Consider the following 14635-nt stretch of genomic DNA (forward strand, 5'->3'; position numbering starts at 1 on the left):
TCAGCCCTTCGGGTCAGGGAGTTGAGGCCGTACGGCGTTGGATGAGGACGGCGGCGACGATGATCGCGCCCTTGGCGATCTGCTGGGTCGCGGTCTCCAGGTTGTTCAGCGCGAAGATGTTCTGGATCGTGATGAAGATCAGTACGCCGAGCACGGAGCCGGTGATGGTGCCCCGGCCGCCGCTGAGCAGGGTGCCGCCGATGATCGCCGCGGCGATGGCGTCGAGCTCGTACAGATTGCCGTTGGTGTTCTGGCCCGACCCGGAGAGGATGATCAGCAGGAAGGCGGCGATGCCGCAGCAGAGGCCGGAGAGCAGATAGAGGTAGAGGCGTTGCCTGCGTACGTCGATGCCGGCGAGCCGCGCCGCTTCCGAGTTGCCGCCGACCGCGACCGAGCGCCGCCCGAAGGTGGTGCGGTTCAGGAGCAGCCAGCCGACGACGGTGACGGCTGCGAAGACCAGTACCAGGGGCGGGATGCCGAGGACGTAGGAGTCGCGCTCGCCGAGCTCCAACACGCCGTCCACGGTGACCATTTGGGTCTTTCCGTCGGTGATCTGCAGGGCGAGGCCGCGGCCCGCGGCGAGCATCGCGAGCGTCGCGATGAACGGCACCATCCCGCCGTAGGCGATGAGCATGCCGTTGACGAGACCGCAGCCGAGGCCGACGGCCACCGCGGTGAAGAGGATGCCCGCGAAGCCGTACTCCTGGGTGGCGACGGTCGTCGCCCACACCGAGGCGAGCGCGACGATCGCGCCGACGGACAGGTCGATGCCGCCCGAGATGATCACGAAGGTCATGCCGACCGTGACCACTCCGATGACGGACGCCTGGGTGAGCACCAGCTGGAGGTTGTCGGTGTCGAGGAACGAGTCGGGCTGGGTGATGCCACCGATCAGGACCAGTACGGCGAGCACCCCGAGCAGGGACAGCGTCCGGACGTCGGCGCGGGCGACGAGCGTGCGCAACTGGCCCCCGCCGCCTGCCGGTTCGCTCTTCGATGCGGCGGTCCTGGGTGGCGATGCGGGCTGCGTCATGACGCCGGGCTCCCTTCGAGGACGAGGTCGAGTACGCGGTGTTCGTCGAGGTCGCGGGCGGGCGCCGTATGGACGACGCGGCCCTCGCGGAGCACCAGGACGCGGTCGGCGAGGCCGAGGACTTCGGGGACCTCGCTGGAGACGAGGAGGACGGCGAGGCCGTCGTCGGCGAGGCGGCGGATCACGGCGTACAGCTCGGCGCGGGCGCCGACGTCGACGCCGCGGGTCGGCTCGTCGAGCAGCAGGACGCGGCAGCCGCGGAGCAGCCAGCGGGCGAGCACGGCCTTCTGCTGATTGCCGCCGGAGAGGGTGCGCACCGGGGCGGAGGGGTTGTCGGGGCGCAGGGACAGCTCGCGGGTGGCGGTCTGCGCGGCCTTCCGCTCGGCGCCCCGGTCGAGCCAACCGCCGCGTGAGAAGCGGGACATGGAGGACACCGACACATTGCGGGTGACGGACTCCAGCATCAGCAGGGCCTGCGCCTTGCGCTCCTCGGGGGCGAGGCCGAGCCCGGCGCGGACGGCGGCGCGGACGCTGCCGGGCCGCAACACCTTTCCGTCCACGGTGACTTGACCTGCGCTCGGCTTGCGTGCGCCGTAGATCGTCTCCAGGATCTCGGAGCGCCCGGAGCCGACGAGACCGGCGAGGCCGACGATCTCCCCGGGGCGCAGTTCGAGGTCGAGGGGCTCGAACTCGCCGTGCCGGGTGAGGCCCGTGACCTTCAACACCGGCGCGGCGGCGGGCTGTCCGATGGGCCGGTCGGGGAAGACGTACTCGACGTTGCGGCCCGTCATCAGGGCGACGACCTCGCGGGTCGGGGTCTCCTTGGCGGGCAGTCCGCCCGCCACCGCGCGGCCGTCCTTGAGGACGGTGACACGGTCGCCGATACGACGGATCTCCTCCAGGCGGTGGGAGATGTAGACGACGGCGACGCCGTCCGCCGTGAGGTCGCCGACGATGCGGAAGAGGTTGTCGACCTCGTCGGGGTCGAGGGCGGCGGACGGTTCGTCCATCACGATGAGCCGCACCTCGTGGGAGAGCGCGCGGGCCATGGAGACGATCTGCTGCTGGGCGGCGGAGAGGTCACCGACGAGCGTCCCCGGGTCGATCTCGCTGTGGCCAAGTCGCTTGAGCAGCTTGGCAGTCGACTCCTTGGCCGCCCGGCCCCGCACGACGAAGCCGGCCGCGGTGGGCTCATGCCCCAGGTGGACGTTCTCGGCGACGGACAGGCCCTCCACCAGGTCGAGTTCCTGGTAGATGGTGGCGATGCCGAGCCGCATGGCGGCGATCGGCGACCGGAGCGTGGTGCGCTCGCCGCGCCAGGTGATCTCGCCGTCGTCGGGCTGGTGGGCCCCGGCGAGGACCTTGATGAGCGTGGACTTCCCGGCGCCGTTCTGGCCGAGCAGGCAGTGCACTTCGCCGGCCTGGACCTGGAGGTCGACGCCGTCCAGGGCGCGGACGCCGGGGAACGACTTGGTGATTTTGGACATGGTGAGCAGCGGTGGTTCTGGTGCCATGAGGGCCCCTTGGGCGGGTGCGGCCGATTACGGGCAGGGCAGGGCAGAGCAGGGCGCTGTACTGGGTGAGGTGGTGCGTGACGTGTTGGTGCGTGAGGTGCTGGTGCGTGACGTGCTGGTGCGGGTCGTGCGCGTCGGCCGTCAGGCCGGCGAGAACAGGTGGTCGCTGATGAGCCGGGCACCGCCGATGACTCCGGCGGTCGGGCCCAACTCGCCCAGGACGATGGGGAGGTTGCCGGTCGCCAGGGGCAGCGACTGGCGGTAGACCTGGGTGCGGATGGCGGCGAGCAGCGTATGGCCGAGTCCGGTCACACCGCCGCCGATCACCACGAGGCCCGGGTTGAAGAAGCTGACGAGGCCCGCGATGACCTGGCCGGTGCGGTTGCCGCCGTCGCGGATGAGGTCGAGCGCGGTGGCGTCACCGGCCGCGGCGGCTGCCGCGACGTCGACGGCGCTGAGCTTCCCGGCCGCCTCCAGGCGCGTCGCGAGTTCCGGGGAGAGCCCCTGCCCGGCCGCGTCCTCGGCGTCACGGGCGAGTGCCGCGCCGCTGAAGTACGCCTCCAGGCAGCCCTTGTTGCCGCAGGCGCAGGGGCGTCCGTCCGGTTCGACCTGGATGTGTCCGATGTCGCCGGCGCTGCCGGTCGTGCCGCGGTAGACCTCGCCGCCGACGACGATCCCGCAGCCGATGCCGGTGCCGATCTTGACGCAGAGGAAGTCGCCCACGGAGCGTGCGACGCCCGCGTGCTGCTCCCCCATCGCCATCAGGTTCACGTCGTTGTCGACCATGACCGGGCAGCCGAGGTCCTGGCTGAGGGCCTCCCGGACGGGGAAGCCGTCCCACCCCGGCATGATCGGCGGGGCGACCGGGACGCCTTCGGGGAAACGGACGGGGCCAGGTACGCCGATGCCAGCGCCGTCGAACCCTTCCGCGAGCCCGGAGGCCTTCAACTTGGCGGCCATGGCGAGGACTTGCTCGAAGACCGCGACCGGGCCCTCGCGCACGTCCATCGGCTGGTTGATGTGGCCGAGGACCTCCAGCTCGGCGTTGGTGACCGCGACGTCGACCGAGGTCGCGCCGATGTCCACGCCGAGGAAGCGGAGGGCGGGGGCCAGGCGGATGTTGTGGGAGCGACGGCCGCCGCGCGATGCGGCGAGTCCGTCGGCGACCACGAGTCCGGTCTCCAGGAGCCGGTCCACCTCGACGGCCAGCTTCGACCGCGAGAGGTCGACCTGATCGCCCAGCTGGGCACGGGAGTTGGGCCCTCCGTCACGCAGCAGCCGCAGCAGACGCGCCTGATGCGCATTGGCGGGTCGAGCCGTCATACGTCTCACGCGCCCCTCCCCGCCTCATCGGCAACTGATGTCGTCGCGGCGTACTTTGCGCCACCGCGTCGGGCTTTCGAGGGGAACGTAGCAGCGCCTGCCGGGAGTGGGAAGAAGTTGCGCAGCAATTACCCATGACTTTCTCCAGTCACAGGACAAAGGGTGGGTGGGGTCGCGCTCCTAGACCGGCTCGCGGAGCATGCACCACGTACGCGGGCCGTCGTCCGGCAGTCGGACGTCCGCCGTGACGGCGAAGCCGAGCCGTTCGTAGAACGCCACGTTGCGCTCGGCCGATGTCTCCAGGAAGCACGGGTGCCCGGCGCGGTCGGCGGCCTCGAGTCCCGGCCGGATCACCGCGCCGCCGAGCCCCTGGCCCTGCGCGTCGGGGTGGACGCCCACCGTGCCGAGGAACCAGGCGGGGCGCCGCGGGCGGTGCGGCGCCAGCGCCTGGTCGGCCGAGGCGAAGCGGTCCGCGCGGTCACCGGCGAGCTCGCCGATCAGCGGGCCGATCTCGGCGAAGCCGGGTCCGGGGTCGCGCTCCGGCGTGGTCCACACGGCGACGGCGCGCCCGGCGTCGGCGACCCAGACCCGTCCGTAGACCATGCCGATGCGGGTCAGGAAGAGCTCCTGGAACCGGCGGACCCGCTCCTCGTGGCCCTCCGCCGCGACGACATGGCGCGTGAAGGCGTAGTCGGCGAAGGCCCGGGCGAGGGTGTCCACGGCCGGCGGTACGTCTTCCTCTGCCGCGGGGCGGATGTCGTGCTGCTGCGTGGCCATGTCGACTCTCCCGGTCGTTCGGTGGCATGGTCGTGTGCCTGTGTCGTATGCCTGGATTACCTCAAAAGTAATCGACGCCTCGAGTCCCATGGCGCACGGTGGTGTTCCCTGACCCCCCGCCGAAAGGTCACCCGTGTCGAACACCCTGCCGCAGAACGAGAAGGCCCGGACTGAGGACGAGAAGTCCCTGCCTCAGGACGAAACGCATGCCCGACTGCTCGCCATGGTCCCCTTCGCCGGACACCTCGGCATCGCCTTCGAAGAGGCAGGACCCGAGCGGGTCGAGGGCAAGCTGCCCTGGCAGAAGGAGCTGTGCACGGCCGGCGGCGTGCTGCACGGCGGGGTGCTGATGACCCTCGCGGACACGGTGGGCGCGGTCTGCGCCTTCCTCAACCTGCCGGAGGGCGCGACGACGTCGACGGTCGAGTCGAAGACGAACTTCTTCCGCGCCGTGCGCTCGGGCTCGGCCCGCGCCGTGGCCAGGCCGCTGCACGTGGGCGGCTCCTTCGTCGTCGTACAGACCGATGTGTACGACGACGAGGGCCGTCAGGTGGGCCAGACGACGCAGACGCAGGCGGTGCTGAGGGAGCGCAGGCCCTGAGGGTCGGTCAGCCCTCGTCCCGCTGGTGGTACGTCTGCCGGGTGTGCTCCGTGTGCGTACGCATGATCTCCGTGGCGCGGCGCTCGTCGCGGTCGGCGATCGCCGCGATCAGCGCACGGTGCTCGATCCACGACTGCTTGCCGCGCTGCCGGGCCACCGGCGTGTAGTACCAGCGCACCCGCCGGTCCACCTGCCCGGCCAGCTCGGCGAGGACGACGTTGCCCGCGAGCTCCATGACCTTGGCGTGGAAGGCCGCGTTGGTGGTGACCACCAGGTCCACGTCGCCGTCCGCGACGGCCTGCTCCCCCTTGGCGCACAGCTCTTCGAGGGCGGTGATCCCGGCCGTTCCGGTGTTCGCTGCGGCGAGCCGGGCGGCCTCCGCCTCCAGGAGCGTGCGGACCGTGAGCAGCTGGTCCGCCTCCTCCTCGGTGGGCTCGTGCACGAACGCGCCCTGCGCGGGGCGCAGATCGACCCAGCCCTCGGTGTTGAGCCGCTGCAACGCCTCGCGCACCGGCTGCCGCGACACCCCCAGATGCCCCGCGAGTTCGCTCTCCACGAGATGCTGGCCCGGCTGCAGGGCGCGCGTCGTGATGAGTTCGAGCAGCGCCTCGTAGACGCGCTCCCGCAGCGGACCGGGACGTTCGAGCTTGGGCACTGCCCCCTGCGGCAGTCCTGTGGACAGCATCGCGGCCCCCTCCTCGACGATTGCCTTTTGTCTACAGTCTACTGAGCACAATGACCAGTACCAGGGGGAGTTGGGCCGATCACACCGGGCCTTGGCCGATAGCCGCCGACGGCTACGGGCAGCGGACGACCTGTCCGGCGTACGACAGGTTCCCGCCGAAGCCGAAGAGCAGCACCGGGTCGCCGGGCACGATCTCGCCGCGCTCCACCAGCTTCGACAGGGCGAGCGGGATGCTGCCCGCCGAGGTGTTGCCGGAGTTCACGACGTCGCGCGCGACGACCGCGTTGACCGCGCCGATCCGCTCGGCGAGCGGCTCGATGATGCGCAGGTTGGCCTGGTGGAGTACGACCGCAGCGAGATCCTCGGGGGTGAGCCCGGCCCGCTCGCAGGCCTTGCGGGCGAGCGGCGGCAGCTGGGTCGTCGCCCAGCGGTAGACGCTCTGCCCCTCCTGCGCGAACCGGGGCGGCGTGCCCTCGATGCGCACCGCGTTGCCCATCTCGGGGACCGAGCCCCACAGCACGGGGCCGATGCCCGGCTCCTCGCCGGGGCCGCACGCCTCGACGACGGCCGCGCCCGCGCCGTCGCCGACCAGGACGCAGGTGGTGCGGTCCGTCCAGTCGGTGACCTCGGACATCTTGTCCGCGCCGATCACCAGGGCGCGGGTCGCGGCGCCGGCCCGTACGGCGTGGTCGGCGGTGGCGAGCGCGTGCGTGAAGCCCGCGCAGACCACGTTCACGTCCATCGCGGCCGGCGACGGGATGCCGAGCCGGGCCGCGACGCGCGCGGCCATGTTGGGCGAGCGGTCGATCGCGGTGGAGGTGGCGACCAGGACGAGGTCGATCGCGTCGGGCGTCAGGCCCGCGGCGGCGACGGCCTTGGCCCCGGCGTGCGCGGCGAGCTCGTCCACCGGCTCCTCGGGCCCCGCGATGTGCCGGGTGAGGATGCCCACCCGGGACCGGATCCACTCGTCGCTGGTGTCGACCATGCCCGCCAGATCCTCGTTGGTGAGGGTCTTGGCGGGCTGGTAGTGGCCGACGGCGGCGATGCGTGAGCCGTGCATGAACGGGTCCCCCTTGGTGCCGGAGATGCGGGACCGTCCAGTCTGCTCAGCGACTCACCAGTAACAGTGCACGTAAAGCAACAGGAAACGGGCGTGGCCTTTGGATGCTTCTCATCATCACGTCACCCGGTGAAGAGCTGGGTGGCCTTGTGTGCGAGTTCGTAGAGGCCGTAGCCCAGCGGGAGGCCCACCCAGAGCCAGGCGGCGATGATCAGCCCCCTGCGGCGCGGCGGGCTATTTGGCGGCGTGCTGGCCGGTGTCGTCATGGGCTGCCTCCCTCGGGGCGGGGATGTGGTGGCGGGCGTGGACGGGCCGGACGAACTCGTTCGCCACGAAACCCACGGCCAGCAGGCCGATCATGATCGTGAGGGACAGGCCGTAGAGCCCGGAGCCGTGCTTGCCCGCCTCCTCCTGGCGGTCGGCGACCCAGTTGACGATCAGCGGCCCGAGGACGCCGGCCGTGGACCAGGCGGTGAGCAGGCGCCCGTGGATCGCGCCGACCTGGTACGTCCCGAAGAGGTCCTTCAGGTACGCGGGGATCGTCGCGAAGCCGCCTCCGTAGAAGGAGAGGATCACCAGCGCGCAGACCACGAACAGCGGTTTCGAGGTGTCTCCGAACCGCGCGATCAGCAGATACATGAGGGCGCCGACGCCCAGGTAGACGCGGTAGACGTTCTTGCGGCCGATCAGGTCGGACGCCGAGGACCAGCCGATGCGCCCGGCCATGTTGGCGGCCGAGAGCAGCGCCACGAAGCCCGCCGCCGCGGACACCGAGACCGGCGTATCCGTGTCGGAGAAGAAGTCGGTGATCATCGGGGCGGCCTTCTCCAGGATGCCGATGCCCGCGGTCACGTTCATGCAGAGCACGATCCACAGGCACCAGAACTGCGGGGTGCGCACCGCCGACCGCGCGGACACCTGCGGCCCGTCGAGCACCCCGGGACCGCCCCCGGCCCGTGCCCCCTCCGCACGCGGCACCCGGACGAGCAGCACGCCGAGCGCCATGAAGACGGCGTACGACAGACCGTGCACCAGGAAGGCGAGCGCGATGCCCGACTTGTCCGCCCCGAAGGACTCCAGCATCTGGGCCGACCAGGGCGAGGCGATGAGCGCACCGCCGCCGAAGCCCATGATCGCGATGCCGGTGGCCATGCCGGGGCGATCGGGGAACCACTTGATCAGGGTCGACACGGGCGAGATGTAGCCGATGCCGAGGCCGATGCCCCCGACGAAGCCGTACCCGAAGACGATCAGCCAGTACTGGCCGGTCGCCGCCCCGAGCGCGGCGAGCAGGAAGCCGGACGAGAAACAGGTGAGGGCGACCGCCATCGCCCAGCGCGGTCCGTTGCGCTCGACGAGGGTGCCGCCGAACGCCGCGGAGAGTCCGAGCATGACGATGCCGAGCTGGAAGGGCAGCGCGCTCTGCGTGCCGCTGAGGTCGAGGGCGGATTCGAGTGGGGGCTTGAAGACGCTCCAGGCGTAGGCCTGGCCGATGGAGAGGTGCACGGACAGCGCGGCGGGCGGTACTAGCCAGCGGCTCCATCCCGGGGGTGCGACGGGGGGCCTCATGATCCCGAACAGTAGGAATCAGGCGGGCTGTTGGGAAGGGTGCGCACGCGATTCCGTCGACGGTATGCAATGTGCCGCGCGACCTCTTGCTGGGCCAACTTCCATACTGTAGACAATATTCCATCGACAGTTCATGACGCTGGTGAGTCGACCGTGAGTCCTCGGCGGACTCCTCAGCCGAGCCTTCTTCGGATCCCTCAACCGAACGGAGCGCGACACCGTGAAAGTCGCAGTCCTCGGCGCCGGTGCGATCGGCGCCTACGTCGGAGCCGCGCTGCACCGCGCCGGTGCCGACGTCCATCTCGTCGCCCGTGGACCGCACTTGGCGGCCATGAGGCAGCACGGAGTACGTGTCCACAGCCCGCGCGGCGACTTCACCGCACGGGCCCACGCCACCGACGACCCGGCCGAGATCGGCCCCGTCGACTTCGTCTTCCTGGGCCTGAAGGCCAACTCGTACGCGGCGTGCGGGCCGCTCATCGAGCCGCTGATGCACGACACGACAGCGGTGGTCGCCGCCCAGAACGGCATCCCCTGGTGGTACTTCCACCGGCACGGCGGACCGCACGACGGCCACCGTGTTTCGAGCGTGGACCCCGACGGCGCGGTCAGTGCGGTGATCGCGCCGGAACGGGCCGTCGGCTGCGTCGTCTACGCGGCAACGGAGCTGGAGGGTCCGGGAGTTGTCCGTCACCTGGAAGGCACCCGCTTCTCCATCGGCGAGCCGGACCGCTCTCGCTCCGCGCGCTGTCTCGCCTTCAGCGAGGCGATGGTGGCGGGCGGCCTCAAATGCCCGGTGGAGCCCGAACTGCGCGGCGACATCTGGATCAAGCTGCTCGGCAACATCTCCTTCAACCCGATCAGCGCGCTCGCCCGCGCCACGATGCGCGAGATGTGCCTGCACGGCGGCACCCGCCGGGTCATCGAGATCATGATGAACGAGACGCTCGCCGTCGCGGCCGCCCTCGGCTGCCGCCCCGACATCTCCGTCGAGCGGCGCCTCGCCGGCGCCGAGCGCGTCGGCGACCACCGCACCTCCACACTCCAGGACCTGGAGCGCGGCAAACCGCTGGAACTCGACGTGCTGCTCGCGGCCGTCGTGGAGCTGGCGGAGATCACCGGGGTCCCGGTGCCGACGCTCCGTACGGTCCACGCCATCTCCGATCTGCTGGCCGACCGCACGAGGAGCGCGGCATGAGCAAGAGCGGCATGCGCAAGAAGCGGGACCGGGTGCCCAAGACGTACACCCGGCTCACCCATCCCCTGGTACGGGACTCGCGCGACGAGCCCTTCCGGCGGGCGACCTGGGACGAGGCCCTCGCCCGGGTGGCGGCGGGCCTCCAGGAGGCGCGCGGCGCCTTCGGGATGTTCTCCTGCGCCCGCGCGACCAACGAGATGAACTACGTCGCCCAGAAGTTCGCCCGCGTGGTCATGGGCACGAACAACGTCGACTCCTGCAACCGCACCTGCCACGCGCCGAGCGTCGCGGGCCTGTCGGCCGCCTTCGGGTCGGGCGGCGGCACGTCTTCTTATGAAGAGGTCGAACACACCGATCTGATCGTGATGTGGGGCTCCAACGCCCGCTTCGCGCACCCGATCTTCTTCCAGCACGTGCTGCGCGGGATCAGGAACGGCGCCCGGATGTACGCGGTCGACCCGCGCCGCACCAAGACCGCCGAGTGGGCGGAGAGCTGGCTCGGTCTGAACGTCGGCACGGACATCCCGATGGCGCACGCGATCGGCCGCGAGATCATCCACGCGGGCCTCGCGAACCACGCCTTCATCGAGCGGGCCACGTCCGGTTTCGAGGAGTACGCGGCGCTGGTCGAGCCATGGACGCTGTCGCTGGCCGAGAAGGTGACGGGCGTACCGGCCGCCGCCATCCGGGAGTTGGCGCACGCGTACGCGCGGGCCGAGCGGGCGCAGCTGTGCTGGACGCTCGGCATCACCGAGCACCACAACGGCACGGACAACGTCCGCGCGCTGATCAACCTGTCGCTCCTGACGGGCCATGTGGGCCGGTACGGCTCGGGGTTGCAGCCCTTGCGCGGCCAGAACAACGTGCAGGGCGGCGGCGACATGGGCGCGATCCCGAACCGCCTGCCCGGCTTCCAGGACATCCTCGACCCGGACACCCGCCTGAAGTTCGAGACGGCCTGGGACACGGTCATCCAGCCGCGCTACGGGCTGAACCTGACGGAGATGTTCGAGGCGATGGAAGAGGGCTCGCTGAAGGCCGTCTACTGCATCGGCGAGAACCCCGCCCAGTCCGAGGCCGACAGCGAACAGGCGATGCGGCGTCTTCGCGCCCTGGACTTCCTCGTCGTACAGGACATCTTCCTTACGAAGACGGCCGAGTTGGCGGACGTCGTTCTTCCCGCCACGGCGGCCTGGGCGGAGACCGACGGCACGACGACCAACAGCGAGCGGCGGGTGCAGCGGGTCCGCAAGGCCGTGCGACCGCCCGGCGAGGCGCGGGAGGACATCGACATCCTCTGCGAACTGGCGGGGCTGCTGGGCCACGACTGGAAGTACGCGGACGCGCGGGCGGTCTGGGACGAGTTGCGGTCGGTGTCGCCGGACCACTACGGCATGACGTACGAACGTCTGGAGTCCCTCCAGGGCATCCAGTGGCCGTGCCCTTCGCAGGAGCGGCTCGAACCGACCTACCTGCACCGCAGGTTGTGGGACCCGGACCCTGCGCTGCGGGGGCCGCTCGCGCCCTTCGGGCTCGTCGCGCACGATCCGCCGGTCGACCTCACCGACGAGTCCTACCCCATCCGGCTGACGACCGGGCGGCGGCTCGACTCCTACAACACCGGTGTGCAGAGCGGGGGTTTCGCCTCGCCGCTGCGGCGCGGGGAGTACGTCGAGCTGTGCCCGGAGGACGCGGAGCGGTACGGGGTCGTGGTGGGCGAGGAGGTGCGGGTCTCCTCCCGGCGGGGGGCGGTCGTCGCGCCGGTGTGGGTGGACCCCGGTCTGCGTCCGGGGCTCGCCTTCATGACCATGCACTTTCCCGACGAGGTCGACACCAACCTGCTCACGATCGAGGCGAACTGTCCCATCGCGGGCACGGCCGAGTTCAAGGCGTCGGCGATACGGATCGACAAGGTGGAGGTGGGGTGACGGATGGATCTGCACTTCGGTGACAGCAAGCCGACGGACGAGGAGCGGGCGGCCGTCGACGCGGTCCTCGGGCCGCCCGAGTCCGCGTGGGAGGGTGCCGACGACCGCAGTGACGCGGATCTTCGGTGGGCGCGGGGCGGGCGTGCCGCGCGGGATCGGCGGGATCAGTTGTTGCCGGGGTTGCACGCGCTGAACGATCGGGTGGGGTGGGTGAGCGAGGGGGGCCTCGACTACCTGTGCCGGCGGCTTACGGTGCCGCCGGCGGAGGGGTACGGGGTGGCGACGTTCTACTCCATGTTCTCGGTGCGGGCGCGTCCCGCGACGGTGGTGCGGGTCTGCACGGACCTTGCTTGCGGGGGCGGCTCCGCGCTGTGCGGGGAAGTGGCGGCTCGGCTGGGCCCCTCGTCCGGGGTGGCCGTCGAGGCCTCGCCCTGCCTGGGGCTGTGCGAGCGGGCGCCGGCGGCGTTGGTGGTGCGGGCCGGTGAGCCTGCGGCGGTTCTTTCCCCAACCCCTCCCCTTCCCGAAATTTCCGGCTCCGCCGGCCTTGAGGTGACCGGAGATTCACCGGCTACGCCGAGTTCGTCCGCAAACGCCGGACGGGCTGTTTCCCGCCGGACCACCCGATCGCCCGGCAGTGAATCTTCAGCCCGTCCGGCGTTTGAGGACGAGCGCGAAGCGCGATCAACGGGGGTCCAGGGGGCGGAGCCCCCTGGTCTCGGGAAGGGGCGGGCTCGGGGAGAGAACCTGCCCTACCTCACCGCCGTCGCCGCCCCCGCCACCCCCGACTCCGTCGTCCTCGCCGCCACCAACCCAGAAAACGCCCCCGCCGAACCACCAGCCGCCCTCGCCGTCCCCCAAGCAGGCCAGGAAGACCTCGTCCTCCTCCGCCGGATAGGCAAGATCAACCCAACCTCGCTCGACGACTACCGCTCCCACGGCGGCTACACCGCCCTCCGCCGAGCCTTCGCCATCGGCCCCGCCGAAGTCATCCGCGAAGTCACCGATTCCGGCCTCGTAGGACGCGGCGGTGCCGCCTTCCCCACGGGACGGAAGTGGCAGGCCACGGCCGCCCAGCCGGACCACCCGCACTACCTCGTCTGCAACGCCGACGAGTCGGAGCCCGGCACCTTCAAGGACCGGGTGATCATGGAGGGCGACCCGTACGCCCTCATCGAGGCGATGACCGTCGCCGGGTACGCGACCGGCGCCCACCGGGGATACCTCTACCTCCGGGGCGAATACCCCCGCGCGCTCCAGCGGCTGGAGCACGCCATCACGCAGGCCCGCGCCCGCGGCTTCCTCGGCGACGACGTCCTCGGCCAGGGCTACGCCTTCGACATCGAGATCCGGCGCGGCGCCGGCGCCTACATCTGCGGAGAGGAGACCGCCCTATTCAACTCCATTGAAGGGTACAGAGGGGAGCCCCGCTCCAAACCGCCCTTCCCCGTGGAGAAGGGGCTCTTCGGCAAGCCCACCGCCGAGAACAACGTCGAGACCCTCGTCAACGTCCTCCCCGTCCTCACCATGGGCGCGCAGGCGTACGCGGCCATCGGCACCGCGAAATCCACCGGGCCCAAGCTCTTCTGCGTATCCGGAAGCGTCGGACGCCCCGGCATCTACGAACTCCCCTTCGGCGCCCCCCTCGGCGAACTCCTCACCCTCGCCGGAAAACCGGACAACCTCCGCGCGGTCCTCCTCGGCGGCGCCGCCGGCGGCTTCGTGCGGCCCGACGAGCTGGACATCCCGCTCACCTTCGAGGGGACGCGGGAGGCAGGCACCACCCTCGGCTCCGGTGTCGTACTCGTCCTGGACGACACCGTCCCGCTCCCCCGCGTCCTGCTCCGCATCGCCGAGTTCTTCCGCGACGAGTCCTGCGGCCAGTGCGTGCCCTGCCGGGTCGGCACCGTCCGGCAGGAGGAGGCGCTGCACCGGATCGTCGAGCGGACCGGCGCCGATGCCGCCGACGACATCGCGCTCCTCCGTGAGGTGGGGCGGACCATGCGGGACGCCTCCATCTGCGGGCTCGGCCAGACCGCGTGGAACGCCGTGGAATCCGCCATCGACCGCCTGGGGGCGTACAAGTGAGTGCCGTACCGCTGGGAATCCCGCGCCGCCTGGTCGAGTTCACGCTCGACGGGCAGGACACCCGAGTGCCGGAGGGGTCGACCATCCTGGACGCCTGCCGGACCGCGGGCAAGGACGTACCGACCCTCTGCGAGGGCGACACCCTCACCCCGAAGAACGCCTGCCGGGTGTGTGTAGTGGAGGTCGAGGGCGCCCGCACCCTCGCCCCGGCCTGCTCGCGCCGCGCCGAGCCCGGCATGACCGTACGCACCGACACCGAGCGCACCCGGCACAGCCGCAAGGTCGTCCTCGAACTGCTCGCCTCGTCCGTCGACATGTCGACCACCCCGAAGGTCGCGGGCTGGCTCAAGGAGTACGAGGCCAAGCCGGACCGGTTCGGTCCGGACGCGGCCCGGATGAACGAAGAGCCGCGAGTCGACAATGATCTCTACGTACGCGACTACGACAAGTGCATCCTCTGCTACAAGTGCGTCGACGCCTGCGGCGACCAGTGGCAGAACACCTTCGCGATCTCCGTGGCGGGGCGCGGCTTCGACGCCCGGATCGCCGTCGAGCACGACGCCCCGCTGACCGACTCCGCGTGCGTGTACTGCGGGAACTGCATCGAGGTCTGTCCGACGGGCGCCCTCAGCTTCAAGTCGGAGTTCGACATGCGGGCCGCCGGTACCTGGGACGAGGAGGCGCAGACGGAGACGACGACCGTGTGCGCGTACTGCGGAGTCGGCTGCAATCTGACCCTGCACGTGCAGGACAATGACATTGTGAAAGTCACCTCTCCGCACGACAATCCGGTGACCCACGGCAACCTCTGCATCAAGGGCCGCTTCGGCTACCAGCACGTACAGAACCGGGACTGATCGAC

Annotated in this window: 13 protein-coding genes; 5 read left to right on the plus strand and 8 right to left on the minus strand. The window is 70.8% G+C overall.

Annotated features, from left to right (window positions below; genetic code table 11):
• Positions 1-13 precede the first annotated feature (13 nt).
• From ACIBKX_RS10430 to ACIBKX_RS10445, 4 genes are all read right to left on the minus strand, one after another.
• Positions 14-1033, minus strand: a complete 1020-nt coding sequence (locus ACIBKX_RS10430; protein WP_363273866.1) for an ABC transporter permease — start codon at positions 1031-1033, stop codon at positions 14-16.
• Entirely contained in the window at positions 1030-2547 is a 1518-nt protein-coding gene (locus ACIBKX_RS10435) for a sugar ABC transporter ATP-binding protein (RefSeq protein WP_363273867.1), read from the minus strand. Before ACIBKX_RS10435 ends, ACIBKX_RS10430 begins: the two co-directional genes overlap by 4 nt.
• Positions 2548-2688: 141 nt before the next feature.
• Complete coding sequence (locus ACIBKX_RS10440; protein WP_363273868.1) at positions 2689-3870, minus strand: ROK family transcriptional regulator; 1182 nt, start codon at positions 3868-3870, stop codon at positions 2689-2691.
• A 180-nt stretch (positions 3871-4050) separates the two neighbouring features.
• Positions 4051-4647, minus strand: coding sequence for a GNAT family N-acetyltransferase (locus tag ACIBKX_RS10445; RefSeq protein WP_363273869.1), 597 nt, complete (start codon positions 4645-4647; stop codon positions 4051-4053).
• A 223-nt stretch (positions 4648-4870) separates the two neighbouring features.
• Between ACIBKX_RS10445 and ACIBKX_RS10450 the strand changes: the two genes are divergently transcribed.
• Positions 4871-5248, plus strand: coding sequence for a PaaI family thioesterase (locus ACIBKX_RS10450; protein WP_363274031.1), 378 nt, complete (start codon positions 4871-4873; stop codon positions 5246-5248).
• A 7-nt stretch (positions 5249-5255) separates the two neighbouring features.
• Here the strand turns inward: ACIBKX_RS10450 and ACIBKX_RS10455 are convergent, their stop codons facing one another.
• The 4 genes from ACIBKX_RS10455 to ACIBKX_RS10470 all read right to left on the minus strand — a co-directional run bounded on the left by ACIBKX_RS10455 (position 5256) and on the right by ACIBKX_RS10470 (position 8562).
• Entirely contained in the window at positions 5256-5933 is a 678-nt protein-coding gene (locus ACIBKX_RS10455) for a GntR family transcriptional regulator (protein WP_363273870.1), read from the minus strand.
• Positions 5934-6045: 112 nt separating this feature from the next.
• Complete coding sequence (locus tag ACIBKX_RS10460) at positions 6046-6993, minus strand: beta-ketoacyl-ACP synthase III (RefSeq protein WP_363273872.1); 948 nt, start codon at positions 6991-6993, stop codon at positions 6046-6048.
• A 122-nt stretch (positions 6994-7115) separates the two neighbouring features.
• The gene (locus ACIBKX_RS10465) at positions 7116-7259 is read right to left on the minus strand and encodes a hypothetical protein (protein ID WP_363273874.1); all 144 of its coding nucleotides are present in this window, start codon (positions 7257-7259) and stop codon (positions 7116-7118) included.
• Entirely contained in the window at positions 7228-8562 is a 1335-nt protein-coding gene (locus ACIBKX_RS10470; protein WP_363273875.1) for an OFA family MFS transporter, read from the minus strand. The genes ACIBKX_RS10465 and ACIBKX_RS10470 overlap by 32 nt, the downstream gene beginning before the upstream one ends.
• Before the next feature lie 220 nt (positions 8563-8782).
• Here ACIBKX_RS10470 and ACIBKX_RS10475 point away from each other — a divergent pair, with 220 nt between their 5' ends.
• Genes ACIBKX_RS10475 through ACIBKX_RS10490 form a run of 4 tightly spaced genes read left to right on the plus strand, consistent with a single transcriptional unit; the run spans position 8783 to position 14630 of the window.
• Complete coding sequence (locus ACIBKX_RS10475) at positions 8783-9760, plus strand: 2-dehydropantoate 2-reductase (RefSeq protein WP_363273876.1); 978 nt, start codon at positions 8783-8785, stop codon at positions 9758-9760.
• Entirely contained in the window at positions 9757-11688 is a 1932-nt protein-coding gene (locus ACIBKX_RS10480; RefSeq protein WP_363273878.1) for a molybdopterin-dependent oxidoreductase, read from the plus strand. The genes ACIBKX_RS10475 and ACIBKX_RS10480 overlap by 4 nt, the downstream gene beginning before the upstream one ends.
• 3 nt (positions 11689-11691) lie before the next feature.
• Positions 11692-13773, plus strand: coding sequence for an NADH-ubiquinone oxidoreductase-F iron-sulfur binding region domain-containing protein (locus tag ACIBKX_RS10485; protein ID WP_363273879.1), 2082 nt, complete (start codon positions 11692-11694; stop codon positions 13771-13773).
• On the plus strand, positions 13770-14630 hold the full coding sequence (locus ACIBKX_RS10490; RefSeq protein ID WP_363273880.1) for a 2Fe-2S iron-sulfur cluster-binding protein: 861 nt from the start codon (positions 13770-13772) through the stop codon (positions 14628-14630). Before ACIBKX_RS10485 ends, ACIBKX_RS10490 begins: the two co-directional genes overlap by 4 nt.
• The last annotated feature ends 5 nt before the right edge of the window (positions 14631-14635 follow it).

Source organism: Streptomyces sp. NPDC050658 (genome assembly GCF_044457025.1).
Classification (GTDB): Bacteria; Actinomycetota; Actinomycetes; order Streptomycetales; family Streptomycetaceae; genus Streptomyces.